The 25,758-nt window shown below is 55.8% G+C and carries 26 protein-coding genes; 10 read left to right on the forward strand and 16 right to left on the reverse strand.

What is annotated here, in order from left to right; translation table 11 throughout:
- Positions 1 to 131 precede the first annotated feature (131 nt).
- Complete coding sequence (locus LBF07_RS02105) at positions 132 to 1,073, forward strand: VirK/YbjX family protein (protein WP_094935590.1); 942 nt, start codon at positions 132 to 134, stop codon at positions 1,071 to 1,073.
- Between the two features lie 173 nt (positions 1,074 to 1,246).
- Positions 1,247 to 2,143, forward strand: a complete 897-nt coding sequence (locus LBF07_RS02110) for a benzoate transporter (RefSeq protein ID WP_094935591.1) — start codon at positions 1,247 to 1,249, stop codon at positions 2,141 to 2,143.
- Positions 2,144 to 2,582: 439 nt separating this feature from the next.
- On the opposite strand, the gene LBF07_RS02115 is transcribed toward LBF07_RS02110, so the two are convergent.
- The 3 genes from LBF07_RS02115 to yobA are packed head-to-tail and all read right to left on the reverse strand — an operon-like array spanning position 2,583 to position 4,180.
- Complete coding sequence (locus LBF07_RS02115) at positions 2,583 to 2,921, reverse strand: YebY family protein (RefSeq protein ID WP_033145840.1); 339 nt, start codon at positions 2,919 to 2,921, stop codon at positions 2,583 to 2,585.
- 16 nt (positions 2,922 to 2,937) lie between these two features.
- Positions 2,938 to 3,807, reverse strand: coding sequence for a copper homeostasis membrane protein CopD (copD, locus tag LBF07_RS02120; RefSeq protein WP_094935592.1), 870 nt, complete (start codon positions 3,805 to 3,807; stop codon positions 2,938 to 2,940).
- Between the two features lies 1 nt (position 3,808).
- Entirely contained in the window at positions 3,809 to 4,180 is a 372-nt protein-coding gene (gene yobA, locus LBF07_RS02125) for a CopC domain-containing protein YobA (RefSeq protein ID WP_094935593.1), read from the reverse strand.
- Between the two features lie 136 nt (positions 4,181 to 4,316).
- Here yobA and LBF07_RS02130 point away from each other — a divergent pair, with 136 nt between their 5' ends.
- The 3 genes from LBF07_RS02130 to exoX all read left to right on the forward strand — a co-directional run bounded on the left by LBF07_RS02130 (position 4,317) and on the right by exoX (position 5,995).
- The gene (locus LBF07_RS02130; RefSeq protein WP_013096102.1) at positions 4,317 to 4,547 is read left to right on the forward strand and encodes a DNA polymerase III subunit theta; all 231 of its coding nucleotides are present in this window, start codon (positions 4,317 to 4,319) and stop codon (positions 4,545 to 4,547) included.
- Between the two features lie 110 nt (positions 4,548 to 4,657).
- Positions 4,658 to 5,308: a carbon-nitrogen hydrolase family protein gene (locus LBF07_RS02135; RefSeq protein ID WP_033145843.1), complete on the forward strand. Its 651-nt coding sequence runs from the start codon at positions 4,658 to 4,660 to the stop codon at positions 5,306 to 5,308.
- A gap of 24 nt (positions 5,309 to 5,332) precedes the next feature.
- The gene (exoX, locus tag LBF07_RS02140; RefSeq protein WP_010432611.1) at positions 5,333 to 5,995 is read left to right on the forward strand and encodes an exodeoxyribonuclease X; all 663 of its coding nucleotides are present in this window, start codon (positions 5,333 to 5,335) and stop codon (positions 5,993 to 5,995) included.
- On the opposite strand, the gene ptrB is transcribed toward exoX, so the two are convergent.
- Together ptrB and LBF07_RS02150 are read right to left on the reverse strand one after the other, a co-directional pair.
- A complete protein-coding gene (ptrB, locus tag LBF07_RS02145; RefSeq protein WP_094935594.1) occupies positions 5,992 to 8,052 on the reverse strand; it encodes an oligopeptidase B in 2,061 nt (686 codons plus the stop codon). The genes exoX and ptrB overlap by 4 nt on opposite strands.
- Positions 8,053 to 8,137: 85 nt before the next feature.
- A complete protein-coding gene (locus LBF07_RS02150) occupies positions 8,138 to 8,785 on the reverse strand; it encodes a tellurite resistance TerB family protein (RefSeq protein ID WP_033145845.1) in 648 nt (215 codons plus the stop codon).
- A gap of 170 nt (positions 8,786 to 8,955) precedes the next feature.
- Here LBF07_RS02150 and purT point away from each other — a divergent pair, with 170 nt between their 5' ends.
- Positions 8,956 to 10,134: a formate-dependent phosphoribosylglycinamide formyltransferase gene (purT, locus tag LBF07_RS02155; RefSeq protein WP_045888028.1), complete on the forward strand. Its 1,179-nt coding sequence runs from the start codon at positions 8,956 to 8,958 to the stop codon at positions 10,132 to 10,134.
- A gap of 41 nt (positions 10,135 to 10,175) precedes the next feature.
- Here the strand turns inward: purT and kdgA are convergent, their stop codons facing one another.
- From kdgA to zwf, 3 genes are all read right to left on the reverse strand, one after another.
- Entirely contained in the window at positions 10,176 to 10,817 is a 642-nt protein-coding gene (kdgA, locus tag LBF07_RS02160; RefSeq protein ID WP_014884307.1) for a bifunctional 4-hydroxy-2-oxoglutarate aldolase/2-dehydro-3-deoxy-phosphogluconate aldolase, read from the reverse strand.
- Between the two features lie 39 nt (positions 10,818 to 10,856).
- A complete protein-coding gene (gene edd, locus LBF07_RS02165; RefSeq protein WP_094935595.1) occupies positions 10,857 to 12,668 on the reverse strand; it encodes a phosphogluconate dehydratase in 1,812 nt (603 codons plus the stop codon).
- 232 nt (positions 12,669 to 12,900) lie between these two features.
- Positions 12,901 to 14,376: a glucose-6-phosphate dehydrogenase gene (gene zwf, locus LBF07_RS02170; protein WP_023312228.1), complete on the reverse strand. Its 1,476-nt coding sequence runs from the start codon at positions 14,374 to 14,376 to the stop codon at positions 12,901 to 12,903.
- A gap of 356 nt (positions 14,377 to 14,732) precedes the next feature.
- Between zwf and LBF07_RS02175 the strand changes: the two genes are divergently transcribed.
- A complete protein-coding gene (locus LBF07_RS02175; protein WP_023312229.1) occupies positions 14,733 to 15,602 on the forward strand; it encodes a MurR/RpiR family transcriptional regulator in 870 nt (289 codons plus the stop codon).
- Between the two features lie 140 nt (positions 15,603 to 15,742).
- Positions 15,743 to 17,185: a pyruvate kinase gene (gene pyk / locus LBF07_RS02180; protein ID WP_008500455.1), complete on the forward strand. Its 1,443-nt coding sequence runs from the start codon at positions 15,743 to 15,745 to the stop codon at positions 17,183 to 17,185.
- A gap of 45 nt (positions 17,186 to 17,230) precedes the next feature.
- On the opposite strand, the gene lpxM is transcribed toward pyk, so the two are convergent.
- The 3 genes from lpxM to znuA form a co-directional block, all read right to left on the reverse strand.
- Positions 17,231 to 18,202 (reverse strand): lauroyl-Kdo(2)-lipid IV(A) myristoyltransferase, encoded by a 972-nt coding sequence (gene lpxM / locus LBF07_RS02185; protein ID WP_033145849.1) that lies wholly within the window; start codon positions 18,200 to 18,202, stop codon positions 17,231 to 17,233.
- 121 nt (positions 18,203 to 18,323) lie between these two features.
- Positions 18,324 to 19,643, reverse strand: coding sequence for a murein DD-endopeptidase MepM (mepM, locus tag LBF07_RS02190; RefSeq protein ID WP_023312231.1), 1,320 nt, complete (start codon positions 19,641 to 19,643; stop codon positions 18,324 to 18,326).
- A 15-nt stretch (positions 19,644 to 19,658) separates the two neighbouring features.
- Positions 19,659 to 20,603, reverse strand: a complete 945-nt coding sequence (znuA, locus tag LBF07_RS02195) for a zinc ABC transporter substrate-binding protein ZnuA (protein ID WP_126327600.1) — start codon at positions 20,601 to 20,603, stop codon at positions 19,659 to 19,661.
- A gap of 77 nt (positions 20,604 to 20,680) precedes the next feature.
- Here znuA and znuC point away from each other — a divergent pair, with 77 nt between their 5' ends.
- A complete protein-coding gene (gene znuC, locus LBF07_RS02200) occupies positions 20,681 to 21,436 on the forward strand; it encodes a zinc ABC transporter ATP-binding protein ZnuC (RefSeq protein WP_023312233.1) in 756 nt (251 codons plus the stop codon).
- Positions 21,433 to 22,218, forward strand: coding sequence for a zinc ABC transporter permease subunit ZnuB (gene znuB / locus LBF07_RS02205; protein ID WP_048979928.1), 786 nt, complete (start codon positions 21,433 to 21,435; stop codon positions 22,216 to 22,218). Before znuC ends, znuB begins: the two co-directional genes overlap by 4 nt.
- Before the next feature lie 58 nt (positions 22,219 to 22,276).
- On the opposite strand, the gene ruvB is transcribed toward znuB, so the two are convergent.
- The 5 genes from ruvB to nudB all read right to left on the reverse strand — a co-directional run bounded on the left by ruvB (position 22,277) and on the right by nudB (position 25,758).
- Positions 22,277 to 23,287, reverse strand: coding sequence for a Holliday junction branch migration DNA helicase RuvB (gene ruvB, locus LBF07_RS02210; RefSeq protein WP_023312235.1), 1,011 nt, complete (start codon positions 23,285 to 23,287; stop codon positions 22,277 to 22,279).
- 8 nt (positions 23,288 to 23,295) lie between these two features.
- Positions 23,296 to 23,910, reverse strand: a complete 615-nt coding sequence (gene ruvA / locus LBF07_RS02215) for a Holliday junction branch migration protein RuvA (RefSeq protein WP_023312236.1) — start codon at positions 23,908 to 23,910, stop codon at positions 23,296 to 23,298.
- Positions 23,911 to 23,990: 80 nt separating this feature from the next.
- Complete coding sequence (gene ruvC / locus LBF07_RS02220; RefSeq protein ID WP_003859749.1) at positions 23,991 to 24,512, reverse strand: crossover junction endodeoxyribonuclease RuvC; 522 nt, start codon at positions 24,510 to 24,512, stop codon at positions 23,991 to 23,993.
- Between the two features lie 34 nt (positions 24,513 to 24,546).
- Positions 24,547 to 25,287 carry a YebC/PmpR family DNA-binding transcriptional regulator gene (locus LBF07_RS02225; protein ID WP_008500447.1) on the reverse strand — a complete coding sequence of 247 codons (741 nt, stop codon included), beginning with the start codon at positions 25,285 to 25,287 and terminating at the stop codon, positions 24,547 to 24,549.
- Positions 25,288 to 25,314: 27 nt separating this feature from the next.
- Positions 25,315 to 25,758, reverse strand: coding sequence for a dihydroneopterin triphosphate diphosphatase (gene nudB / locus LBF07_RS02230; protein WP_033145850.1), 444 nt, complete (start codon positions 25,756 to 25,758; stop codon positions 25,315 to 25,317).

Here is a 25,758-nt window from a genome sequence, read left to right on the forward strand (position 1 = left end):
AGGCGACAGACCGGCGCGGTCGTCACGAAGTGAAACAAACGGTAAACCAAACAGAAATAAAGATCCTCGCGCTATTAATCCCTTTTTATTGGCTCTTTAGAATAAGGGTATAAAAAAAGAGGGGTCTTCACGTGTCTAATACGCACCTGCATAACGATGTTTTCTATCCGCATCGCACAAACATTATTTCCGAGCTGGTGAACGGCAAACGCGTGCCGGGCCCAATCTGGCGTAAACGCGAATATCGCCTGAAGTTCCTTTTACGCTCGCTTCTGTTCTGGTCTTCTACCCATCGCATGCTGGAAGCCCTTTCGGGTCGCGACGATTTCGACAGGCTGCTGGCCTCTCAAATTACGTTGCCCAGCAAGACCCACCGACAGTATCTGATGCGCGGCCTGACGGCTAACGATCGCGCCGACGCTATCGTCAACCATTACTACTGGATTGATAGCCTGAAAGAGAGCGGTCTCGCTCAGGCCCTGAGCAGCCCGCAGGAGCAAACCGTTGTGCAGTTCCACGCCAAAGACGGCGTAACCTATACGGTCAATGCCTCCTCTGCGGGGAAAGCCGAGCGCGAAGGCGAAAGCACGCTGTGGCTACGCGACAACGAGGATACGCTGCTGGCCAGCCTGACCTTTAGCGTCGCGCGCAGTAACGGCCAGCAAGTCATGGTCATCGGCGGGCTTCAGGGGCCCCGCCGCAGCGTATCGCGAGATGTCATTAAGCAGGCCACCCGCGCCTGTCACGGCCTGTTCCCTAAGCGCGTGTTAATGGAAGTTCTTTTTCAGCTGGCTGCACAGTCATCTGTCCGGGCGATTTTTGCCGTCAGCGATGAAGGGCACGTTTTCCGCGCGTTGCGATATCGCCTGAGCAAAGGCCGCCATTTCCACGCCAGCTACGATGAATTTTGGGCGTCTCTGGACGGTAAAAAACTTTCAAGCTTCTGCTGGCAACTGCCGCTGCAGATGGAGCGTAAATCCCTTGAAGAAATTGCCAGTAAAAAACGCGCCGAATACCGCCGTCGCTTTGAGCTGCTCGATGAAATAGAGGCATCCGTTAAGTCCCACTTTTAAGCCTGGCTGGCGTCTTCGCTCACTGCATAGCGGATGCATTCCGTTTAAAAAAGAATGATAAAGCAGCGCACTATTGCACAGGGCGAGGGCGCTCAGTTAGCATTGCGCGAAATGAAACCGGCGAATGCGTTGGGAAGAGCGCAATGTGGGCGCAAAAATGAGGGACTTCGGTAATGATCTATGACTGCTTCTTATATTACGATGAAGATATGCTTCTCGAAATCAGGCTAAACACGCTCGCGGGCGTTGTCGATCGCTTCGTTATCGTTGAGTCAACGTATACCTTTACCGGTAAAAAGAGGCCGCTGCATTTTGACATTAATAAATACAGCCAGTTTAAAGATAAAATTATCTACGTTGTTCATGATAAAGAGCCGATTACGAAAGCCGCTGAAGAATCACACCCTGCTCGGGAGGTGATTCCGGGTCTGCCAGAGGGGATGGTGGTGGATGCGTGGGCAAATGAAGCCGCGCAGAGGAATGCCATCATGCAGGGTTTGACGCATGCCAACGATAATGATTTGATTTTAGTTTCCGATGTCGATGAGATATTTTCACCACAGGTGGTGGCATCGATAAATCCCAAAAAGCTCTGCACCACTATTTATCAGAATTTCTATAATTATCAGTTCAACCTGCAGATTTTTAATACTGACAACACGCCAAGAAAATGTAAATTACCGCGAGCCACACAATATAAAAATCTCGTTAGTTTCTTTGGCGGCGAACCTGAATCATTCAGGAATCTTAAACGCACCCGAAGCGTTAAAAACTGGTCCTGGCTAAAGTGGAACTGGTTCAAGATTAACAACAGCATTATTGACAATGGTGGCTGGCACTTCTCGTGGGTAATGACACCCGAGCGCATCTCAGAAAAAATGTCGACCATATCCCATACTGAATACGATCTTCCTGAGTTTAACAACCCGGAACACATCATGAAGGTCATTAAAAATGCGGAAGATATCTGGGGGCGCGACAGGACGTTAATCAAGCAAGAGCTAACGGTTGAAAACTTCCCGGAGTACATTGTCCGCCACAAAGACAAATTCAGCGCGTTCATTATTTAACTTAGGGCTGCCCTTTTGCTCGCCAGAGGGCGTTTGCTCAGCGGTCGCTCGGCCACAAAATTTTAACAAAGATCCCAAAAAACCCTGGACGCACGCGGTCCGGAGTATGTTATGGTTTAGACAGGATATGGAATGTTCGAGAAAGTTTCGGGTGATTTAGAGTCAACACCGAACAATGCTTTGAAAAACATACAGATAAAAAGAGACCGAATACGATTCCTGTATTCGGTCCAGGGAAATGGCTCTTGGGAGAGAGCCGTGCGCTAAAAGTTGGCATTAATGCAGGCTAAGTCGCCTTGCCTTTTAAGAATAGATGACGACGCCAGGTTTTCCAGTCCACAGCAAAAGCGGTCGGAAAAAAAGCGCCAGAGCATCATTAAAAGTGAAAAACCGCAGTGCTTTCGCAAGCATCTGCGGTTTTTTATTGGAAACCCGAACGTTAGCAGAGCTTGTCGGCGCGCTCGATAAACGGCGCCAGACTCATTTTTTGTCCCGGATGCGCCGGGTCATCGATCTGAATAATGCTAATCGGCTGGCCGCTGCTCTTGCCGCTGGCTACCTGCTGCTCTGCGGTATCATTCAGCGGGTATTGCACCAGCGTACTCGGGTTGATCGCATACAGCGCATGGCCTGGACGGCAGGTCAGCATCACCTCTTCGCGATTGAACGCCCATTTGTCCTTACCCACTTCAAAACGACTCACGGTGATAACCTGCGGTGCGGCAAGGGCGCTCCCCGTACAGGCCAGCAATAAGAGAGAAAGTACTGTCTTTTTCATATGATATTTAACCTTGTCAGAAGGGTTCCCAGGTGGCGAACAGACTGACCGTTGCCAGCACCAGCGCTCCCAGCACCACTTCTGCCTGTGTCATCCTGATAAAAATCTGTTGTGCTCGCCCGCTCTCCGGACGAAACCGTGGCACCAGAAAATACCGATTTGCCAGCGCAATTACCACCATCAACGCCACCAGCGCACATTTGAACAACAAAAACCGCACGTAGCCAGCCTGCCAGGGAATATCGAGGCCCAGTATCATGAGCGCATTTATCACCCCGGAGAGCAGGACGCCCGCAACGGCGTAATGCCCCACGCGCGAGAAGCGCATCATGGTAAAGATGGCGGCATTCTGCCAGCGCCCTTTCGCCAGACGCATGCAGAACAGCAGGGGCAGTAATCCGCCAAGCCAGGTGGCGGCACATATCAGGTGAAAAGCATAATTAAGACGCTGCAGCGCCCCCGTCGGACCGTCGTTCATCGCCGCATGCCCTACCCCAGCCAGCAGGATAAGCTGGCCCATTGCGAGCAGCAGCAGCCGCGAACCTTTCAGCGGCGCAAGCCATGCCGCACCGACCGTCAGCGCAGCGAGGATTATTTGCCACAGCCAGACACCGCCAAACCGGGTTCCCATCACGCTGAACCAGATCTGTGGCGCAAACACATCTCCCCAGCCGTTGCCCATCAATCCGCCCTGCAGCATAAACATCAGGACCGCTGCCGCAAGGCTCACTAAGGCCGCCACTTTCTGCTGCGACTGGAATCGCCGGGACAGCAGACGGTGGAGAGAGGAAGGCGTAAACCAGACGCTGTAAAGCGCATTGCCAAACACCAGCATCAGCGCCCCAAAATGGATAAAGCGTAGCCCGATATAACACAGCGCCAGCATGCTATTTCACGCTAAAGTGATAGCTGCCTTTGGTTTTATGGCCATCCACGGAGACCACATGCCAGTCCACCTGGTAAGTCCCTGACGCCAGCGTTTGTTCCAGCGGCACGGTAAGCTGAGCTTTGTTCTTTTCGTCGCGCGTAGCGGTTCCCGTTTTGATGACCTGCTTTTGCGCATCCGTTACCACCACACCGCTAAATCCAGGTTCGATACCTTCTGAAAAATTCAGCTTAAGTGCCTGCGGTGCGGTCACGACGCTGTCTGCTGCCGGGATCTGCTGTTTAAGATGTGCATGTGCCAGCACGGAAGGCGTCATCATTGTCGAGGCCACAAAAACCAGTGCGCAGAACGCGCGGGAAGCGGAGAAACCCATCCTATCATTCCTTTTTGTTATGTCTGTATGCTAAAGAATAACGCTGTATAATAAACGAGTCGAGGATCATCCTGCCTCCGCTTGTCATCGTCGTGCAATCGCGGTAACGTTGCCGCCGCATAAAAAGGAGAAGGTAATGAAGATCAATCTGGCCGCCCTTCCGCAGGACGAGATGGATAAAGTGAATGTCGATCTCGCTGCCGCTGGCGTCGCGTTCAAAGAGCGTTACAACATGCCCATCGTGGCTGAAGTCGTGGAACGGGAACAGCCCGCCCATCTGCGCGACTGGTTTCGCGAAAGACTCATCGCCCACCGCCTCGCCTCGGTCAACCTCTCCCGTTTACCGTACGAGCCTAAAGTTAAATAAGCTTAACGAGTCGTTACATTTCCTTACGCGGAATCTGGCAGGATAAGAAAACCCTGATTATTTTAGGTGTATTCTTAAATCTCTGCGACTCAGTGTATAAGGAAGTCACGATGTCACATTGGAATATAGCGGCAGCCCAGTATGGCGGGCTGCATCAGACTGTAGATGACCATGTTACGCACCACCTGCGCTTCATCGCCGAAGCAGCACGGCAGCGGTGCGATCTGCTGGTTTTCCCTGAACTCTCATTAACGGGCTCTGGCTCGCCGACGTTACCTCCCCCGCCCGATGACGCGCAGCTGGAGCCGCTGCTCAACGCGGCACATCAACACCAGATCACCGTTATTGCCGGGCTCCCCCTGGAACAGAATGGCCAGCGCCAGAAAGGCCTTGTGCTGTTTTCGCCCGCTCGCCATCGCATTTTGCGCTATCCGCAAGGGGGCGGTGCCAGCCTCGTGCCGGGGGATAAACACCTTACCATCCTTGATGCACATCCCGATTCGCCCAATCTCGATCCCCGGGCAACGCTTGTTACCAGCTGCCAGTCGGTGGGGGATAATCGCTGGCGGCAGTCCATCAGTAACCTGCAGCGCTTCGCGCATAAATATGCCATTGCGGTGCTGATGGCGAACGCCTGCGGCGGCAGCGCGCTGTGGGATGAAAAAGGCCAGCTGATCGTGCGCGCGGATAAGGGCGAGCTTCTGGTGACCGGCACGCTCGGCGGAGAGGGTTGGCAAGGCGATATCATTCCTTTAGGCTAGGCGTTTTAAGCTCAGGAGTTTTCAATGCTGCGCGTCATCGATACCGAAACTTGCGATCTTCAGGGCGGAATAGTGGAAGTGGCCTCTGTCGACGTGGTTGATGGTAAAATCGTCAACCCAATGAGCCATCTGGTGCGTCCCGATCGCCCCATCAGCCCTCAGGCGATGGCTATCCATCGCATTACCGAATCGATGGTGGCGGATAAGCCGTGGATCGAAGAGATTATTCCGCACTACTACGGTAGCCCGTGGTACGTCGCGCATAACGCCAGCTTTGACCGCCGGGTGTTGCCTGAAATGCCGGGGGAATGGATTTGCACCATGAAGCTGGCGCGTCGCCTCTGGCCGGGGATTAAATACAGCAACATGGCGCTGTACAAGTCCCGCAAGCTGAGCGTCCGTACCCCTGAGGGGCTTCACCATCACCGCGCCCTGTATGACTGCTATATCACCGCCGCGTTGCTGATTGATATTATGAATATCTCTGGCTGGACGCCGGATGACATGGCGACGATCACAGGACGTCCCGCGCTGCTGACCACGTTTACCTTTGGTAAATATCGCGGGAAGCCGGTGTCCGAGGTGGCGGATAAAGACCCGGGCTATTTGCGCTGGCTGTATAACAACCTCGACAGAATGAGCCCGGAGCTGCGCTTAACGCTGAAACATTATCTGGGCGACGCTTAACGCTCCGCACGGCCTGGCAGCGTGTCCTGCGCCAGGCCTATTAAAAAGGCATATTCCAGCGCAACCCCTTCGTACGATTTAAATCGCCCCGATTTCCCCCCGTGTCCGGAATCCATATCGGTACACAGCAGCAGCAGATTGTCATCGGTTTTCAGCTCACGCAGTTTTGCCACCCATTTTGCCGGCTCCCAGTATTGCACCTGAGAATCATGCAAACCGGTGGTGACCAGCATATGCGGGTAGGCTTTCGCCTCCACGTTATCGTACGGGCTGTACTCTTTCATATAGCGGTAGTACATCTCATCCTGCGGATTCCCCCACTCCTCAAATTCCCCGGTAGTAAGGGGAATGGATTCATCGAGCATGGTCGTGACCACATCGACAAACGGAACCTGCGCGACAATCCCCTTAAAGCGGTCGGGACGCTGGTTGATCGCTGCCCCCATCAGCATACCGCCCGCGCTGCCCCCCATCCCAAAGCAGAGCTGCGGATCGCCGTAGCCCTGCTCAATCAGCGCATCGCAGACGTCGAGATAGTCATTGAAGGTGTTTTTCTTCTTCAGGAATTTCCCGTCTTCATACCAGTGCTGGCCCAGCTCACCGCCGCCGCGAATATGGGCGATGGCGAAAACAAAACCGCGATCGAGCAGGCTTAACCGGCTGCTGCTGAAATCGGCGTCCATGCTTGAGCCATACGAGCCGTAGCCGTACACCAGGATAGGGTTTTTGCCTTTCTGGAAATGCGCCCGATGGTAAACAAGAGAGACCGGCACCTCCACGCCATCACGGGCGATGACCCACAGGTGCTCGCTGCGGTAGTTTTCGGACTCAAACCCTTTTACCTCGGTCTGTTTAATCACCTGGCGCTGCCCGGTATCCATATCCAGCTCAAACAGGGTGTCCGGCGTGGTCATGGAGGAGTAGCCGTAGCGCAACCGCGACGATTCGGGTTCAGGGTTGAACCCAATCCACGTCACGTAGGCCGGGTCATCGAACGCAATCCCCACCACTTCCCGGGTTTTTCGGTTGATTTGTCGGATACTGGTCAGCCCGCGCTGACGCTCTTCCACCACCAGCCAGTCGGTAAAGAGGGTGAACCCTTCCAGCATCACCTGATCCCGCGCGGGGATAAGCACCTCCCACTTGCGCTCATCGCGCACTTTGGTTTTATAGAGACCAAAGTTTTTGCCCTCGCGATTGGAGCGCAAATAAAAGCTGTGCTGGAAGTGGTCCAGGCTGTACTCGTGATCCTTGCGGCGCGGCAGGAAACAGAGCGGCTGGGCGTCCGGCAGTTCGGCATCCAGCAGCAGGACTTCCGACGTCGTCGCGCTGGCAAGGAAGATAATCACATAGTGGCGTGAGGAGGTTTTATGCAGGCTGACATAGAAGGTTTCGTCTTTCTCTTCATAAACCAGCTCGTCGTCAGCGGAGTCCGTTCCCACGGTATGTCGCCACACCTGGTAAGGCAGCAGCGTCGACGCGTGCTTTTTGACGTAGTAAACCGTCTCGGAATCATTCGCCCAGACAAAATCCGGGGAGACGTTTTCCAGCATTTCCGGATACCAGTTGCCGGTGTCCAGATTGCGAAACCGCAGGCCGTACTGGCGGCGGGAGAGATAATCCTCCGCCAGCGCCATCACCGCGTTGTCAGGGGAAATGGACATGCCGCCCAGGGTATAAAACTCGCTGTGGGCGGCGCGCTGGTTGGCATCCAGCAGAATATCCCACTCATCCCATTCGGCGCTTAACACCGACTGACGCTGGTAGATGGGATACTCATTGCCGGGCTCGTAAATATGGCGATAGCGATAGCCGTTTTTGGTCCAGGGCGCGGAGATATCGCGCTGAGGAATACGCTGCACCATTTCATTCAGGAGCTGGTCCTGAAGCGTCTGCTGGCTGGACATGACCTTGCGGCCATAGTCGTTTTCCTCGTGCAGGTAGTCGAGTACCTCTGGCCGGGAGCGAGAATCGTCCCGCAGCCAGTAATAGTTGTCTATACGCGTATCGCCATGCGTGGTGATCGCATAAGGAGTACGTCGGGCTTTCGGTGGCATGTCATCATTCTTTTAAGTTTTACACCCTATAAGGTTGGCAAAACCCACGCATGATGCAAGCGAAACAGCGTCGCGACGGCGACGACTATCCCTGTAACGCCTGTTTTTGCTCCCGGATATCCCGCTCAATGCCCTCGCGCACGTCCTGAGGGATCTTTAACGCATCGCCCAGGGCGTTAAGGTAGCTCCGCTCCATAAAATGATCGATATCGATGGCTGCGCAGCTGAGGAAATAGAGCTCCAGCGCCTCTTCCTCATTTTTCACACTTTGCGCAAGACGCTGCGGCTCGAGCGGCTGTTCTATCGCCTGCGCCACCAGCACTCTTCCCTTCTCTTCAACACCGGCTTCGCGCAGCTGCTGCTCGATCGCCGCTCGTTCCTTATCGTCAATATGCCCGTCGCTTTTCGCGGCAAAAACCAGCGCAAGAATGAGCCGTTCGGTACGCAGATCCAGCGGCGAGGTGTGCTCGCCGTAATGCGGTTCATCGCTGTGCGCGGTCCGTATTCTGTCCTTGTATTTATTCCACAGCACGGAGCCCGCGATGGCGCCGCCGCCGGCCAGCAGCGCGCCTGTACCATACTTTGCCAGCAGCTTGCGTGAGGATTTATTCGCGACCAGCAGGCCTGCCAGCCCGCCGAGCGCTCCGGGTACCAGCAATTTGCTGAGGTCCCGCTCGCCAGACGATGTTTTCTGCCCTAACAGGGATTGCAATTGATTTAACCAGCCAGACATGGTTTACCTCACTTAACGGTGAACATGTTTCACAGCGTAAGCGAGCAGGCGTCAGGAAATGTCTGGTCGGGCTAAAGAAGCGCAAATTTCTGTCCCCTCGTTTAGCCGTGCACAAGACAGACGCAAACGTTTTCGTTTATACTGCGCGCAACTTTTTCAGGGGGATTGTTATGATTCGTTTAGGAACTGCGCTGCGGCCTGCGGCGACGCGAGTGATGCTGTTGGGATCGGGCGAGCTGGGGAAAGAGGTCGCCATTGAGTGCCAGCGTTTAGGTGTGGAAGTCATTGCCGTAGACCGTTACGCCGACGCACCCGCCATGCACGTCGCCCATCGTTCTTATGTGATTAACATGCTGGATGGCGATGCCCTTCGCGAGCTGATTACGCGCGAAAAACCCGATTTTGTCGTGCCGGAAATTGAGGCCATCGCCACCGATACGCTGATCGCCCTGGAGCAGGAAGGCCAGCGCGTGGTGCCCTGTGCGAAAGCCGCAAAGCTGACCATGAACCGCGAAGGCATTCGTCGCCTGGCGGCGGAAGAGCTGGGATTGCCCACCTCGAGCTACCGTTTTGCTGGCGATAAGGCCGCGTTCCTGCAGGCCGTCGAGGAAATTGGTTACCCGTGCATCGTTAAGCCGGTGATGAGCTCCTCCGGAAAAGGACAGAGCTTTATTCGCGACAGCGGTACCCTGGATAACGCGTGGGATTATGCCCAGCAGGGCGGTCGTGCCGGAGCCGGTCGCGTAATCGTCGAAGGCGTCGTGAAGTTTGATTTCGAAATCACCCTGCTGACCGTCAGCGCCGTTGACGGCGTCCATTTCTGCGACCCGATTGGTCACCGTCAGGAAGATGGCGATTACCGCGAATCCTGGCAGCCGCAGCAGATGAGCGCCCTGGCGCTGGAGCGTGCTCAGGAGATCGCCCGTAAAACCGTCCTGGCGCTGGGCGGCTATGGCCTGTTCGGCGTGGAGCTGTTTGTATGCGGTGATGAGGTGATTTTCAGCGAAGTCTCCCCTCGCCCGCATGACACCGGCATGGTCACGCTGATTTCGCAGGATCTCTCCGAGTTCGCCCTGCACGTGCGCGCCTTCCTCGGCCTGCCCGTCGGCGGTGTTCGTCAGTATGGCCCTGCCGCCTCGGCGGTGATCCTGCCGCAGTTAACCAGCCAGAACGTCACGTTTGATAACGTCGACGGGGCGGTGGGCGCAGGATTGCAGGTACGCCTGTTCGGCAAGCCGGAGATCGACGGAACCCGCCGTCTTGGCGTGGCGTTAGCCACCGGGGATAACGTTGACGACGCCGTGGCGAGAGCGAAAGCGGCCGCTGCGAGCGTCAAGGTAGCAGGATAAAAAAACGGGCCAGAAGGCCCGTTTTTCATATGGCGAATGGCTTACTGCTTCGCGCCTTCAACCGCTTCACGAGCCAGTTTGGTGATGCGATCCCAGTCGCCCGCTTCCAGCGCATCCGCCGGAACCAGCCATGAACCGCCGATGCACAGCACGCTTTTCAGCGCCAGGTAGTCACGGTAGTTGGCAGGAGAGATACCGCCCGTCGGACAGAAGCGTACCTGAGAGAAAGGACCCGCAATCGCCTGCAGCGCTTTGGTGCCGCCGTTCGCTTCAGCCGGGAAGAATTTGAATTCTTTCAGACCGTAGTCCATGCCCAGCATCAGTTCAGAGACGGTGCTGATGCCAGGGATCAGCGGAATAGTACCTTCGGTGGCTGCTTTCAGCAGCGGCTCGGTCAGGCCAGGGCTGATGGCGAACTGCGCGCCCGCTTCGGTCACTTCCGCCAGCTGCTGCGCGTTGAGAACGGTACCCGCACCGATGATGGCGTCCGGCACTTCTTTGGCGATAGCGCGGATAGCGTCCATCGCGCAGGCGGTGCGCAGGGTCACTTCCAGAACGCGAACGCCGCCCGCAACCAGCGCTTTCGCCATCGGTACAGCGTGCTCCAGCTTGTTTACCACGATAACCGGCACGACAGGGCCAGTGGTCAGGATTGCTTCTGCACTTGTTTTCCAGTTTTTCATCAGAGTTTTCTCTCGCCAGATCGTTAAAATCAAGTCGTCTTAAAACGTAATACAGGTTGCGCCCTGCTCCGCACCGGAGAGTTTCTCACGCAGCGCGCTGAACATTTCGCGTCCGGTTCCCACGCGCGATGCGCTCAGGTCAGGAATATGAGGCTGACGTGCCGCCAGCTCGGCTTCATCCACCAGCAGGGTTAACTCGCCCGTCTGGCCGTTCACGCGGATCATGTCACCGTCGCGTACTTTCGCCAGTAAACCGCCGTCGTAGGCTTCCGGCGTCACGTGGATGGCTGAAGGCACTTTACCGGATGCCCCGGAGAGGCGTCCATCGGTGACTAGCGCAATTTTGAAACGGCGGTCCAATAATACACCAAGTGGTGGCATAAGTTTATGTAATTCTGGCATCCCGTTGGCTTTAGGCCCCTGGTGACGCACCACCACCACGCAGTCTTTATCGAGCAGACCGGCGTCAAAGGCGGGTAACACGTCATGCTGGCTTTCAAATACCACCGCCGGCGCTTCGATAACCTGGTTCTCTTCCGGTACGGCAGAGGTCTTCATTACCGCACGACCAAGGTTGCCGCTCAGCACTTTGGTGCCGCCGTGAGGAGAGAACGGTTTGTCGATAGTGGCAATCACCTGCGCATCAAGAGACGCGCTCGCCCCTTCACGCCAGTCCAGCTCGCCGTTGTTCAGCCACGGCTCCTGGGTGTAGCGCTGAAGGCCAAAGCCCGCCACGGTATTCACGTCTTCATGCAGCAGTCCGCCTTTCAGCAGCTCGCGCATCAGCAGCGGTACGCCGCCTGCGGCCTGGAAGTGGTTGATATCCGCCGGACCGTTCGGGTACAGACGCGCCATCAGCGGCACCACGGAAGAGATCTCGGAGAAGTCATCCCAGTTAATCAGAACGCCCGCCGCACGCGCCATGGCCACCAGGTGCATGGTGTGGTTGGTTGACCCCCCGGTTGCCAGCAGCGCGACAATCCCGTTGACGATGACTTTTTCGTCGACCATTTTGCCCATCGGCATCCATTCGTTGCCGTTGCCGGTCAGACGCGTGACCTGACGGGCCGCGGCCTCGGTCAGCGCCTTGCGCAGCGGCGCATCTGGCTGGATAAAGGACGAGCCCGGAAGCTGCATTCCCATAAATTCCACGACCATCTGGTTAGTGTTAGCCGTACCGTAGAACGTACAGGTCCCCGGCGCATGATAGGACGCGGCTTCCGCCTCCAGCAGCGCCTGACGGTCTGCTTTCCCTTCCGCGTACAGCTGGCGGATACGCACTTTTTCTTTGTTCGGCAGACCGCTCGCCATTGGGCCGGACGGGACGAAGATCGCAGGCAGATGCCCAAACGACAGCGCCGCCATCACCAGGCCTGGGACAATCTTGTCGCACACGCCGAGGTACAGCGCGCCATCAAACATGTTGTGTGACAGGCCCACCGCGGCAGACATCGCAATCACTTCGCGGCTCAGCAGGGACAGCTCCATACCGTCCTGCCCCTGCGTCACGCCGTCGCACATGGCAGGTACGCCGCCCGCCACCTGGCCCACCGCATTTACGCTGTGCAGCGCGTTGCGGATGATAGTGGGATAGACCTCATACGGCTGGTGGGCGGAAAGCATATCGTTATAGGAGGTAATGATAGCGATATTGTTACGCAACATGCTTTTCAGCGACGCTTTATCATCAGGCTGGCAGGCGGCGAAGCCGTGCGCCAGGTTCCCGCAGGCCAGCTGAGATCGGTGGACGGTGCTGCTCTTTGCCTGTTCAATCCGGGCGAGGTAGGCCGAACGGGTCTCTTTCGAGCGCTCGATAATGCGTTGTGTTACGCGTAACAATGTCGGATTCATAAAAGCTCCTCTAAATTATCTGTCCGGCTCGGGAGTTTACAAAGTCGCTGGCAGTTGTTAACAACGCTGAAACGCTTGCTGTCCGGAGCTCAGGGGCAAAATCACTTCCGGCAGTGTAATAAAAAAAGCTCCGCGGGTGAATCCACGCGGAGCTTAAAAGTTGAAAATTGTGCCACTAGCTGTGTTAGATCATGTTACCGGTAAAATAACACTTTCGAGCTAGAGGATTATCTTACTCAAACTCGTTCCAGGAGCGGCCATCGCGGGTGATCATCGCCACCGACGCGACAGGTCCCCATGTACCCGCCTGATACGGTTTTGGCGCATCCTGATCGGCCGCCCAGGCTTCGGTGATGGAGTCGACCCATTTCCACGCCTCTTCCACTTCATCGCGGCGCACGAACAGCGCCTGGATACCGCGCATGGTTTCCAGCAGCAGACGCTCGTAAGCATCGGCCAGGTGCGTCTGGTTGAAGGTTTCGGAGTAGCTCAGATCCAGCTTGGTGGTCTGCAGGTTGTGTTTATGATCCAGCCCCGGCACTTTGTTCAGGATCTGGATATCCACGCCCTCGTCCGGCTGCAGACGAATAGTCAGCTTGTTCTGCGGCAGTTCCTGCCAGGACTCTTTGAACAGGTTCAGTTCCGGGTTTTTGAAGTAAACCACCACTTCGGAACATTTGGCTGGCAGACGTTTACCGGTGCGCAGGTAGAACGGAACGCCCGCCCAACGCCAGTCGTCGATATCCACGCGGATCGCCACGAACGTCTCGGTGTTGCTGGACTTGTTCGCGCCCTCTTCTTCCAGGTAGCCCGGCACTTTTTTGCCTTGCGCAAACCCGGCGGTGTACTGGCCGCGGACGGTCTTCTCACGCACGTTGGAGCGATCGATGCGGCGCAGTGACTTCAGCACTTTCACTTTTGCATCACGGATGCTGTCAGCCGTCAGGTCAGACGGTGGAGACATGGCAATCATGCACAGAATTTGCAGCAGGTGGTTCTGGATCATGTCGCGCATCTGACCGGCCTGGTCAAAGTAGCCCCAGCGACCTTCAATCCCCACCTCTTCCGCCACGGTGATTTCAACGTGGTCGATAGTGCGGTTGTCCCAGTTATTCACAAACAGGGAGTTAGCGAAACGCAGCGCCAGCAGGTTCAGTACCGTCTCTTTACCGAGATAGTGGTCGATACGGTAGACCTGGCACTCTTCAAAGAACTCGCCCACCTGGTCGTTGATTTCACGCGAGGTTGCCAGCGACGTCCCCAGCGGCTTTTCCATCACGACGCGAGCCGGTTTGGCGTTCAGTTTGGCTTCGCCCAGACCTTTGCAGATGGCGCCGAAGGTGCTTGGCGGCATGGCGAAATAGTTAATGGTGACACGGTTTTTCTGATCCAGCATCGCGCCTAAGCGGGTAAACGCGCTGACGTCGTTGACGTCCAGGTTGCAGAAATCGAGGCGTCCACTCAGGGTATCCCACAAACTTTCATCAATTTTTTCCTTCATGAAAGTTTCGAGCGCCTCGCGGACGACTTTGGTATAAGCGTCCTTATCCCAGTCGGCGCGCCCGACACCCAGGATACGGGTATCCGGATGAATTTGGCCCGCTTTCTCCAGTTGATACAGGGAAGGCAGCAATTTTCGGCGTGCAAGATCGCCTTTCGCGCCGAAAATGACCAGGTCACATGCCTGGGCTGTTTGCGTTACCGCCATGTCATTCTCCTCAGTTGGATCACCTGGTACTTCTGCCAGGTATCGTTGTAATTTTATTACAATGCACTGTACTGCTTTTACGTCATTCCCGAAACCATTAGCGCTTATCGTCGCGTGCGATAACGCGATTTTTCCCCCTTTGGAGGATTACGACGGCGCAATGACGCAACAACCGTCGTTTCTTTGCGCAACGGGGTCACAGCAAAACCCGACACCGATCAAGTAATGAAAAAAAACAACAACATTATCTTGTCGATTGTTACCCTTAATGGAAGCCACAAGGGTAATATCGGTTAAATCGAATCACGATTTCATCAATTTATGAAATCGTTTACACCCATGAGCGTCCTGTTAACATGAACATGCTGGAAAAAATCCAGTTTCAACTGGAACACCTTAGCAAATCCGAGCGAAAAGTGGCCGAGGTCATTCTCGCCTCCCCCGCTCAGGCGATTCATTCAAGCATCGCCGCTCTGGCACAGGAAGCGGGTGTTAGCGAACCGACGGTCAATCGCTTTTGCCGCAGCCTCGAAACGCGCGGCTTCCCTGATTTTAAACTGCATCTGGCACAAAGTCTGGCTAACGGCACCCCATATGTTAATCGTAATGTGGATGAAGACGACAGCGTTGATGCCTATACCGCGAAAATTTTTGAATCGGCTATGGCTTCGCTTGACCACGTCCGCCAGTCTCTGGACATGAGTTCCGTGAATCGCGCGGTGGATTTGCTCACCCAGGCCAAGCGGATTGCGTTCTTTGGTCTCGGGTCGTCTGCCGCAGTGGCGCATGACGCCATGAACAAATTTTTCCGCTTTAACGTCCCGGTTATTTATTCCGATGACATTGTGCTGCAACGCATGAGCTGTATGAATTGCAGTGAAGATGACGTCGTGGTACTGATTTCGCACACCGGGCGCACCAAGAGTCAGGTAGAGCTGGCGCAGCTGGCCCGTGAAAACGATGCCATGGTGATTGCCCTCACCACGGCAGGCACGCCGCTGGCGCGTGAAGCGACGCTGGCGATCACCCTCGACGTGCCGGAAGACACCGACATTTATATGCCGATGGTTTCCCGACTGGCGCAGCTCACCGTGATTGACGTGCTGGCAACCGGTTTTACCTTACGTCGGGGCGCAAAATTCCGGGATAACTTGAAGCGGGTCAAGGAAGCGCTGAAGGAATCGCGTTTTGATAAAGAATTGCTTATAAAGAGCGATGTTCCCTGATAGTTGATAACGAAGACGTAACCAATAATTACGATGTAACGATTTACGGCATTCGGTCCACTCTCCGCTGCCTTGCAGCAGATGAAGGCCGATTCAATGTTCACGCAACACCAAAGTTGTTTCAGTCAACGGAGTATTACATGTCCAGAAGGCTTCGCAGAACCAAGATCGTAACCACCTTAGGCCCGGCCACCGATCGCGATAATAATCTTGAGAAAATTATCGCCGCCGGCGCCAACGTGGTGCGTATGAACTTCTCTCACGGTACGCCAGAAGACCATAAATTACGTGCCGATAAAGTGCGTGAAATCGCAGCCAAACTGGGCCGCCACGTTGCTATCCTCGGCGATTTGCAGGGTCCAAAAATTCGTGTATCGACCTTTAAAGAGGGTAAGGTTTTCCTCAATATCGGCGACAAATTCCTGCTTGATGCCAACCTGGGCAAAGGCGAAGGCGATAAAGAGAAAGTCGGTATCGACTATAAAGGCCTGCCGGCTGACGTGGTGCCAGGCGATATCCTGCTGCTCGACGACGGTCGCGTACAGCTGAAGGTGCTGGAAGTTCAGGGCATGAAAGTGTTCACCGAAGTCACCGTCGGCGGCCCGCTCTCCAACAATAAAGGCATCAACAAACTGGGCGGCGGCCTCTCTGCAGAAGCGCTTACCGATAAAGACAAAGCGGACATCGTGACGGCTGCGCTGATCGGCGTTGACTACCTGGCGGTCTCCTTCCCGCGCTGCGGTGAAGATCTGAACTATGCGCGTCGTCTGGCGCGTGATGCAGGCTGCGATGCTAAAATCGTCGCGAAAGTTGAACGCGCGGAAGCCGTTTGCGATCAGGATGCCATGGACGATGTGATCCTCGCGTCTGACGTGGTGATGGTTGCGCGTGGTGACCTGGGCGTGGAGATTGGCGACCCTGAGCTGGTAGGGATCCAGAAAGCGCTGATTCGTCGCGCACGTCAGCTGAACCGCGCGGTGATCACCGCCACTCAGATGATGGAATCGATGATCACCAACCCAATGCCAACCCGTGCAGAAGTCATGGACGTGGCGAACGCCGTGCTGGATGGTACCGATGCGGTGATGCTCTCTGCGGAAACCGCTGCGGGCCAGTATCCGGCAGAAACCGTGGCCGCTATGGCGCGCGTCTGCCTGGGCGCTGAAAAGATCCCAAGCATCAACGTTTCTAAACACCGTCTGGACGTGCAGTTTGACAACGTGGAAGAAGCGATTGCGATGTCTGCGATGTATGCGGCAAACCATCTGAAGGGCGTTACCGCGATCATCACCATGACCGAATCTGGCCGCACCGCGCTGATGACCTCTCGTATCAGCTCTGGTCTGCCGATCTTCGCCATGTCCCGTCACGAACGTACCCTGAACCTGACGGCGCTGTACCGCGGCGTGACGCCAGTTCACTTCGACAGCACCAATGACGGCGTAGCTGCGGCGCACGATGCCGTAAACCTGCTGCGCGACAAAGGCTATCTGGTGTCCGGTGATATCGTCATTGTGACCCAGGGCGACGTGATGAGCACCATCGGCTCAACCAACACCACGCGCGTTATGACCGTCGAGTAATAATGTCTGTGTTAAAAAGCCCTCTCCAGATGGAGAGGGCTTTTTTTATTTCCGCGGATAAAGCTCTTTGCGTTTATAGGGCTCAGTTTCACCCGGCTTACGCGTTTTAAGCAGCTTCAGGATCCACGTGTACTGTTCGGCATGCGGCCCCACCAGAATTTCCACCTCTTCGTTCATTCGACGCGCAATGGTGTGGTCGTCCGCGGTCAGCAGATCATCCATCGGCGGACGGACCTCAATACTCAGGCGATGCGTTTTGCCGTCATAGACCGGGAACAGCGGGATCACGCGGGCACGACAGACTTTCATCAGGCGACCAATCGCGGGGAGCGTCGCTTTATAGGTCGCAAAGAAATCGACAAACTCGCTGTGCTCTGGGCCGTGGTCCTGATCCGGCAGATAGTAGCCCCAGTACCCCTGACGCACCGACTGAATGAAGGGCTTAATGCCATCGTTACGCGCATGCAAACGTCCGCCAAAACGACGACGCACCGTATTCCAGACAAAATCGTAGATTTTATTTCCCTGGTTATGGAACATCGCCGCCATTTTCTGGCCCTGAGACGCCATCAGCATCGCCGGAATATCAACGCCCCAGCCGTGGGGAACAAGGAAAATGACTTTCTCGTCATTGCGGCGCATCTCCTCGATGATGTCCAGCCCTTTCCAGTCAACGCGATCGACGATTTTATCCGGCCCTTTCAGCGCCAGTTCCGCCATCATCGCCATTGCCTGCGGCGCGGTGGTATACATCTCATCAATGATTGCCTCGCGCTCGGCGTCGCTTTTCTCAGGAAAACAGTAGTAGAGGTTGATCTGCGCGCGGCGGCGGGCGCTCTTGCCTAAACGCCCGGCCAGACGGCCAATTTTCCCCAGAACGGGATCGCGTACGGAAGCAGGCAGCATCGCCATCCCCGCAAAAGTGTAAACACCAAGCCAGGCGCCCCAGTTGCGCGGATGGCGGAAGGATTTTTCAAACTCAGGAATGTATTCAATATTGTTTTTTTTGGTTTCCATGCTGGATCCAGGGTCTGATGACGCAAAATTTTATTCAGATAGTGTAGCGAGGCAGTCGTCCACGCACAAAAGAAAAAGCCGGCGTCAGTGTGCGCCGGCTTTTTTAACAAAAACAGAGGGCTTAGTTTAAGCTCAGCTGCGGCATCACCTCTTTCACCTGCGCCAGATAATCAGTACGATCTTTACCTGTCAGGCCTTCGGTGCGCGGCAGTTTCGCCGTCAGCGGGTTCACGGCCTGCTGGTTGATCCACACTTCATAGTGCAGGTGCGGGCCGGTAGAGCGTCCGGTATTGCCGGAGATCGCGATACGGTCACCACGCTTCACCTTCTGGCCCGGCTTCACCAGCAGCTTACGCAGGTGCATATAGCGGGTCGTATAAGTACGACCATGACGTACCGCGACATAATATCCGGCGGCACCGCTACGCTTGGCCACCACCACTTCACCATCGCCAACCGCCAGTACCGGCGTGCCCTGCGGCATGGCAAAGTCAACGCCACGGTGCGGCGCCACGCGCCCGGTTACCGGGTTCAGACGACGCGGGTTAAAGTTAGAGGAGACGCGGAACTGTTTTGCCGTCGGGAAGCGCAGGAAGCCTTTCGCAAGGCCCGTACCGGTGCGGTCATAGAACTTACCGTCTTCGGCACGAATCGCGTAGTAATCTTTGCCCTCGGAGCGCAGACGTACGCCCAGCAGCTGGCTTTGCTCACGCTTACCGTCCAGCATTTCGCGGGACATCAGGACGGAGAACTCATCGCCCTTCTTCAGCTTGCGAAAATCCATCTGCCACTGCATGGCTTTGATCACCGAGCTGATTTCAGCGCTGGTCAGGCCTGCATCTCGCGCGCTGGAGACAAAGCTCGCGCCCACGGTACCTTTCAGAACGCTGTTAACCCAGTCGCCCTTCTGCATTTCGCTGGTCATTTTGAAACCGTTTGCAGTGCGATCGTAGGTGCGGGTTTCGCGGCGGGACATTTCCCAGGTCAGACGCTGGAGATCGCCATCCGCCGTTAAAGTCCAGGAGAGCTGTTGTCCGATTTTCAGGTTACGAAGATCTTTATCCGCAGCCGCCAGCTGGCTGATATTGCCCATGTCGATGCCGTACTGGTTCAGCACGCTGCTCAGCGTATCCCCGGTAGAGACAACATATTCGTGGATACCCGCCTCGTTCTCGGTTTTATCGTCCAGCTCATCCTGCGGGATAGCTTCATCTTCCTGAGCCGCCTGGTCGATAGGCTCACTGGCTTCAGGCAGCAAAGAACGGATTTCGCTCTTTTCAAGCTCAATGGTTTTAATGATAGGGGCAGAACTCGGGTGGTAAACATAGGGCCGCCAGACGGCGACCGCTAAGGTGAGAACTGTAAGCGACCCCAGCATAACGCGGTGGGGTCGTGGCAGATTGTTAAATGCCAGGGCGACAGAGCGGGCTATCTGTTGCACGTATTCACTTCCTCGTTAATCTCCTTTCAGGCAGCTCGCATACTGGTTCGCCAGTTGGCTGAGGAACTGCGTATAGCTCGCTTTGCTCAACTGGATATTCGTACCTAGCGGGTCAAGGGTTCCCATGCGCACGGATGTTCCCCTGGCCACGGCTTCTACGACCGCTGGCCTGAACTGTGGCTCAGCAAAAACGCATGTCGCTTTTTGCTCAACCAACTGTGTTCTGATTTCATGTAAACGCTGCGCACCAGGCTGAATTTCAGGGTTGACGGTGAAGTGGCCCAGTGGGGTCAAACCGTAGTGTTTTTCGTAATAGCCGTAGGCGTCATGAAAAACGAAATACCCTTTACCTTTCAACGGTGCGAGCTCATTACCAACCTGCTTATCGGTTGCGGCTAATTGTGCCTCAAAATCCTTCAGGTTGGCGTCTAGTTTGGCTCGACTTTGCGGCATAAGTTCCACTAATTTGTCGTGGATTGCAACCGCTGAAAGCCGCGCTATCTCTGGGGATAACCAAAGATGCATGTTGTACTCGCCGTGATGGTGATCTCCATCACCTTTTTCGCCGTCTGCGGCATGATGGTCATGTGCGTCGCCGTCGTCATCCGCCCCTTTCATGAGCAACGGTTTCACGCCGGAGAGTTCGGCAATCGCGACCTGTTTTTCACCAGCAATCTGTTTTGCTGACTTTTGCATAAACGCTTCCATTTCAGGACCAATCCAGACGACTAAGTCCGCGTTTTGTAAGCGTTTTACATCTGACGGGCGCAGGGAATAGTCATGCTCAGATGCACCATCAGGGAGCAGAGCCTGGGTTTCCGTTACCCCGTCTGCAATGGCAGACGCGATGAATCCGAGTGGTTTAAGCGAAGCGACAACCGCAGCGTTAACATCTTGTGCGGTTGTACCCCAAAGGGCAGCGGATAATGCTGCGAAAAGAAGCGTATTTTTATGTAACATAATGCGACTAATCATCGTAGTGAATGCGTGGAATGTGATATTATAACATTCGTTGACTTCTTCAAGCTTAAAATGACATGACGACATTGGTTTCTCTTGAAAATATTTCGGTCTCATTCGGGCAGCGCCGCGTCCTCTCTGACGTGTCGCTCGATCTGAAGCCCGGCAAAATTCTGACGCTGCTCGGCCCCAATGGCGCAGGCAAATCCACCCTGGTGCGCGTGGTGCTGGGTCTGGTCGCACCCGATGAAGGCGTGATTAAGCGCGAGGAAAAATTGCGTATTGGCTATGTGCCGCAAAAACTTCACCTCGACGCCACGCTGCCGCTGACGGTCAGCCGTTTCCTGCGTCTGCGCCCCGGCACCCGAAAAGCCGATATTCTCCCGGCGCTGAAACGCGTGCAGGCGGGCCATCTTGTCGATGCGCCGCTGCAAAAACTGTCCGGCGGTGAAACTCAGCGTGTTTTACTTGCCCGCGCGCTGCTGAGCAGCCCGCAGCTGCTGGTACTGGATGAGCCAACTCAGGGTGTGGATGTGAATGGTCAGGTTGCGCTTTATGATTTGATCGACCAGCTACGTCGGGAGCTTGATTGCGCCGTGCTGATGGTGTCTCACGACCTGCATCTGGTAATGGCAAAAACCGACGAAGTGCTGTGTCTTAACCACCATATCTGCTGCTCCGGTACGCCTGAAGTGGTGTCAATGCACCCGGAGTTTATCTCCATGTTCGGCCCACGCGGCGCGGAACAGCTGGGTATTTACCGTCATCATCATAATCATCGCCATGATTTACAGGGACGAATCGTACTGCGTCGGGGAAATGGACACTCATGATTGAACTGTTACTGCCCGGCTGGCTGGCCGGGATTATGCTTGCCTGCGCCGCGGGCCCGCTCGGCTCGTTTGTTGTCTGGCGCAGAATGTCCTATTTTGGCGATACCCTGGCGCATGCGTCTCTGCTGGGCGTTGCCTTTGGTCTGCTGCTGGATGTGAACCCCTTCTACGCGGTGATTGTGGTCACGCTGCTGCTGGCCGCCGGTCTGGTCTGGCTGGAAAAACGCCCTCACCTCGCCATTGATACGCTGCTTGGCATTATGGCGCACAGTGCCCTGTCTCTGGGACTGGTGGTGGTCAGCCTGATGTCGAACATCCGCGTGGATCTGATGGCCTACCTCTTCGGCGACCTGCTGGCCGTGACGCCGGAAGATCTCATCGCTATCGCCGTTGGCGTGGTGGTGGTGCTCGCTATTCTGCTCTGGCAGTGGCGGAATTTACTGGCCATGACCGTCAGTCCGGATCTGGCATTTGTCGACGGCGTGAAGCTGCAGCGCGTGAAACTGCTGCTGATGCTGGTGACGGCGTTAACGATTGGTGTCGCAATGAAGTTTGTCGGCGCGCTGATTATTACGTCGCTGCTGATCATCCCGGCCGCCACGGCGCGTCGTTTTGCCCGTACGCCGGAGCAGATGGCTGGCGTAGCCGTGATTATCGGGATGATTGCGGTAACGGGTGGGTTAACGTTCTCGGCGTTCTATGACACGCCTGCGGGGCCGTCAGTGGTGCTAAGTGCGGCGGTGATGTTTATCTTCAGTATGATGAAAAAGACCGCGAATTAACATGGAGGGCGCTGAAGTCCTCACCTGGCCCTCTCCCTGAGGGAGAGGGAACACAACATTACGGCATTGCCGGTGGCGTAATGCCGAAATGATTCCACGCCCGCACCGTTGCCATACGTCCACGCGGGGTGCGTTGCAGGAAGCCCTGCTGGATCAGATACGGCTCCAGCACATCTTCAATCGTCTCACGCTCTTCACCGATTGCCGCCGCCAGGTTATCCAGCCCGACAGGGCCGCCAAAGAACTTATCCAGCACCGCCAGCAGCAGTTTACGGTCCATGTAGTCAAAGCCTTCGGCATCGACGTTCAGCATATCCAGCGCCTGAGCGGCGATCTCGGCGGAAATCGAGCCATCGTGCTTCACCTCGGCAAAGTCACGCACGCGGCGCAGCAGGCGGTTGGCGATACGCGGCGTACCGCGGGAACGTTTCGCCACTTCAAACGCGCCCTCTTCGCTCATTTCAAGCCCCATATAGCGGGCGCTACGGCCAACGATGTGCTGGAGATCCGCCACCTGGTAAAACTCGAGACGCTGCACGATGCCGAAACGGTCGCGCAGCGGAGAGGTCAACGACCCGGCGCGGGTGGTGGCGCCAATCAGGGTAAACGGCGGCAGATCGATTTTGATGGAGCGCGCGGCCGGGCCTTCACCGATCATGATATCCAGCTGGTAATCTTCCATCGCCGGATAGAGCACTTCCTCCACCACCGGCGACAGGCGGTGGATCTCATCGATAAACAGCACGTCATGCGGTTCGAGGTTGGTCAACATCGCCGCGAGATCGCCCGCCTTCTCCAGCACAGGACCGGAGGTGGTGCGCAGGTTGACGCCCATTTCATTGGCAACGATATTCGCCAGCGTGGTTTTGCCTAAACCCGGAGGGCCAAAAATAAGCAGGTGATCGAGCGCATCGCCGCGCAGCTTTGCCGCCTGGATGAAAATCTCCATCTGGGAACGAACCTGCGGCTGGCCGATATACTCATCAAGCAGTTTTGGGCGGATCGCGCGATCCACCACGTCATCTGCCTGAATAGTGCCTGCCGACACCAGGCGGTCTGCTTCAATCATCCTTTACCTCACAATGCAGCGCGCAGCGCTTCACGAATCAGGGTTTCACTGCTGGCGTCCGGTTTGGCAATTTTGCTCACCATTCGGCTGGCCTCCTGAGGTTTATAGCCCAGCGCCACCAGCGCGGCAACCGCTTCCTGCTCGGCATCATCATCCGTTGCAGGGCCGCCAGGAGAGGTCAGTACCAAATCGGCAGCCGGAGTGAACAGATCGCCATGCAGACCTTTAAAGCGGTCTTTCATTTCGACAATCAGGCGCTCGGCGGTTTTCTTACCAATGCCCGGGAGCTTAATCAGCGCCGCAGGATCTTCGCGCTCAACGGCATTCACGAACTGTGGTGCCGACATGCCGGACAAAATCGCCAGCGCCAGCTTCGGACCGACGCCGTTGGTTTTAATCAGCTCGCGGAACAGGGTGCGTTCCTGCTTGTTATTGAATCCGTACAGCAGCTGGGCATCTTCACGCACCACAAACTGGGTAAAGACAATCGCCTCTTTGCCCGCGTCCGGCAGCTCGTAGAAGCAGGTCATCGGCATATGGACTTCATAGCCCACGCCACCTACTTCCAGCAGCACTAACGGGGGTTGTTTTTCAATGATGATGCCTCTGAGTCTGCCTATCACGTGACGCTCCTGCGTTCTGGGAGAAATTAACTGCCGACATAATAAAAAAAGGCTGGATGTTTATCCAGCCTGATTTCTGATTATCGTAACCTGCCTCGCGCCAGATTGAGCCGCGACTCGCTCATTTGCATCGCGTTCTGGCTGACGTGACAGTGGGTAATCGCAATCGCCAGCGCATCCGCGGCGTCGGCCTGCGGGTTCGCGGGAAGCTTCAGCAGGGTACGCACCATATGCTGCACCTGGCTTTTCTCCGCGCTCCCAATGCCCACCACCGTCTGCTTGACCTGACGCGCCGCATATTCGAATACCGGCAAATCCTGGTTCACGGCAGCGACGATGGCAACACCGCGCGCCTGACCGAGCTTTAGCGCCGAATCGGCGTTTTTCGCCATAAAGACCTGCTCGATGGCGAAATAGTCCGGCTGAAACTGGGTGATGATCTCCGACACGCCCGCATAAATGAGCTTCAGGCGCGAAGGAAGATCGTCCACTTTGGTGCGAATACAGCCGCTGCCCAGGTAGGTTAACTGGCGTCCCACCTGACGGATAACGCCATAACCGGTGACGCGTGAGCCTGGGTCAATCCCGAGAATAATCGACATCACGCGTCTCCTGTAACGGGTTTAAACGCTCTCATCAGAGAGTCGCTGCAACCTCATCAGAGATTTCACCGTTGTGGTACACTTCCTGCACGTCGTCGCAGTCTTCGAGCATGTCGATCAGACGCAGCAGTTTCGGTGCCGTTTCCGCATCCATGTCCGCTTTAGTGGACGGGATCATGGACACTTCAGCGTTGTCCGCTTTCAGGCCAGCCGCTTCCAGCGCGTCGCGCACGGCACCCATCTCTTCCCACGCGGTATAAACGTCGATAGCACCGTCATCGAAGGTCACCACGTCTTCCGCACCGGCTTCCAGCGCCGCTTCCATGATCGCATCTTCGTCGCCTTTCTCGAAGGAGATGACGCCTTTTTTGCTGAACAGGTAAGCAACGGAACCGTCAGTGCCCAGGTTGCCACCGGTTTTGGTGAACGCGTGGCGCACTTCCGCAACGGTACGGTTACGGTTGTCGGACAGACACTCAACCATCACCGCAGTACCGCCGGGGCCGTAACCTTCATAAATGATGGTTTCCATGTTCGCGTCTTCATCACCGCCCACGCCACGTGCGATTGCACGGTTCAGGGTGTCACGCGTCATGTTGTTTGACAGCGCTTTATCTACCGCCGCGCGCAGACGCGGGTTAGATGCCGGGTCGCCGCCGCCCAGACGCGCTGCTGTCACCAGCTCGCGAATGATTTTGGTAAAGATCTTACCGCGCTTGGCATCCTGTGCCGCTTTGCGGTGTTTGGTGTTGGCCCACTTACTATGACCTGCCATAAAAAGTTCTCCAAAAATCGCGCCTTCTCAGGCTGCGTTAATTACAAATTCTTCAATCGCCTGCCGGTTGCTCCACGACTTGGTCAGTGCGGCGGCATCCGCCGCATTCACCCAGCGGTAGGTCAGGTGTTCGGTAAACACGATCTCCCGTTCATGGGGGAGCGCGAGACAGAACCACGACTCCGTATTGCGCTCGGTACCCGGCGCGTAGCGATGACGTAAATGGCTAAAAATTTCAAACTCCACCGTGCGCTGGCAGTCCTTCAGGGTCAGTTGCTCGCGGGCAACGTCAATGGTGACCTCTTCCTTTACTTCGCGCGCGGCGGCCTGCGACGCGGTTTCCCCCTCTTCCAGACTGCCGGTAACCGACTGCCAGAAATCAGGGTCATCGCGCCGCTGCAACATCAGCACCCGCTTCGTGTCTTCTGCATAAATGACCACCAGGACCGAAACGGGAAGCTTATATGCCAT

Origin of the sequence: Enterobacter cloacae complex sp. ECL352 (assembly GCF_020149545.1) — a bacterium.
In the GTDB taxonomy this organism is placed as follows: domain Bacteria; phylum Pseudomonadota; class Gammaproteobacteria; order Enterobacterales; family Enterobacteriaceae; genus Enterobacter; species Enterobacter asburiae_B.

Coding starts and splice junctions, on each gene's coding strand:
- LBF07_RS02110 (WP_094935591.1), top strand. CDS start 1,247: ATGATCTATGACTGCTTCTTATATTACGATGAAGATATGCTTCTCGAA.
- LBF07_RS02115 (WP_033145840.1), bottom strand. CDS start 2,921: ATGAAAAAGACAGTACTTTCTCTCTTATTGCTGGCCTGTACGGGGAGC.
- copD (WP_094935592.1), bottom strand. CDS start 3,807: ATGCTGGCGCTGTGTTATATCGGGCTACGCTTTATCCATTTTGGGGCG.
- yobA (WP_094935593.1), bottom strand. CDS start 4,180: ATGGGTTTCTCCGCTTCCCGCGCGTTCTGCGCACTGGTTTTTGTGGCC.
- LBF07_RS02130 (WP_013096102.1), top strand. CDS start 4,317: ATGAAGATCAATCTGGCCGCCCTTCCGCAGGACGAGATGGATAAAGTG.
- LBF07_RS02135 (WP_033145843.1), top strand. CDS start 4,658: ATGTCACATTGGAATATAGCGGCAGCCCAGTATGGCGGGCTGCATCAG.
- exoX (WP_010432611.1), top strand. CDS start 5,333: ATGCTGCGCGTCATCGATACCGAAACTTGCGATCTTCAGGGCGGAATA.
- ptrB (WP_094935594.1), bottom strand. CDS start 8,052: ATGCCACCGAAAGCCCGACGTACTCCTTATGCGATCACCACGCATGGC.
- LBF07_RS02150 (WP_033145845.1), bottom strand. CDS start 8,785: ATGTCTGGCTGGTTAAATCAATTGCAATCCCTGTTAGGGCAGAAAACA.
- purT (WP_045888028.1), top strand. CDS start 8,956: ATGATTCGTTTAGGAACTGCGCTGCGGCCTGCGGCGACGCGAGTGATG.
- kdgA (WP_014884307.1), bottom strand. CDS start 10,817: ATGAAAAACTGGAAAACAAGTGCAGAAGCAATCCTGACCACTGGCCCT.
- edd (WP_094935595.1), bottom strand. CDS start 12,668: ATGAATCCGACATTGTTACGCGTAACACAACGCATTATCGAGCGCTCG.
- zwf (WP_023312228.1), bottom strand. CDS start 14,376: ATGGCGGTAACGCAAACAGCCCAGGCATGTGACCTGGTCATTTTCGGC.
- LBF07_RS02175 (WP_023312229.1), top strand. CDS start 14,733: ATGAACATGCTGGAAAAAATCCAGTTTCAACTGGAACACCTTAGCAAA.
- pyk (WP_008500455.1), top strand. CDS start 15,743: ATGTCCAGAAGGCTTCGCAGAACCAAGATCGTAACCACCTTAGGCCCG.
- lpxM (WP_033145849.1), bottom strand. CDS start 18,202: ATGGAAACCAAAAAAAACAATATTGAATACATTCCTGAGTTTGAAAAA.
- znuA (WP_126327600.1), bottom strand. CDS start 20,603: ATGTTACATAAAAATACGCTTCTTTTCGCAGCATTATCCGCTGCCCTT.
- znuC (WP_023312233.1), top strand. CDS start 20,681: ATGACGACATTGGTTTCTCTTGAAAATATTTCGGTCTCATTCGGGCAG.
- znuB (WP_048979928.1), top strand. CDS start 21,433: ATGATTGAACTGTTACTGCCCGGCTGGCTGGCCGGGATTATGCTTGCC.
- ruvB (WP_023312235.1), bottom strand. CDS start 23,287: ATGATTGAAGCAGACCGCCTGGTGTCGGCAGGCACTATTCAGGCAGAT.
- ruvC (WP_003859749.1), bottom strand. CDS start 24,512: ATGTCGATTATTCTCGGGATTGACCCAGGCTCACGCGTCACCGGTTAT.
- LBF07_RS02225 (WP_008500447.1), bottom strand. CDS start 25,287: ATGGCAGGTCATAGTAAGTGGGCCAACACCAAACACCGCAAAGCGGCA.
- nudB (WP_033145850.1), bottom strand. CDS start 25,758: ATGGCATATAAGCTTCCCGTTTCGGTCCTGGTGGTCATTTATGCAGAA.